Annotated in this window: 1 protein-coding gene; it reads left to right on the forward strand. The window is 65.4% G+C overall.

The window, feature by feature from the left end:
- Positions 1–363: 363 nt before the first annotated feature.
- The coding region (locus AC1DWF_RS34665; RefSeq protein WP_476843007.1) for a Ku protein at positions 364–703 on the forward strand (340 nt) is incomplete at its 3' end.

Genomic DNA, 703 nt, shown 5'->3' on the forward strand with positions numbered 1-703 from the left:
GCGCCGCACGCAGCCGGTCCAGCAGGCCGGCGGCCACCACGCCCTTGTCCGTGATCAGCAACGGACGTGCGATGCCCGCCAGCGCGAGTTCCTCCGCGAGGCACGCGAGCGCGCCCCGCGCGAACTGCACGCGGTTCAGATAGGTCATCAGGGCCAAGTGGGTTTGCTCCCACGCATCGGCGTCTCCTTCGCGCGGGAGGATGGGGCAGATCGCTGCGCTCCGAAAGGTGCCATGTCGCGATCGGGCCATATTATCGATAATCCATGGACCCCCGCGGTGCCGCGCCGAAGCGGCGGTGGAATCCCTTGGCGCGCAACCCGATCCCCGGTCTGGCGTTCCGCCTCGGTTAGGAGATCCGAGGCATGGCACAACGGCCCACCTGGGAGGGTCACCTCCGGCTGTCGCTGGTGGCCTGCCCCGTGTCGCTCTACCCGGCGACGAGCTACGCGAGCGATATCCACTTCCACCTGATCAACCCCGAGACGGGAAACCGCATTCGCCAGATCGTCGTCGACCCCGAGTCCGGCGAGGTGGAGCGCAAGAATCTCGTCAAGGGCTACGAATACGAGAAGGATCAGTACGTCCTGCTCACGCAGGAGGAGATCAAGTCCGTCCGGCTTGAAAGCACGCGCATCATCGACATCGAGCATTTCGTGGACCAGTCGGAGATCGACCGGATCTGGTGGGACACGCCCTACTACC

The organism is Aminobacter sp. P4_D5 (genome assembly GCF_056401815.1).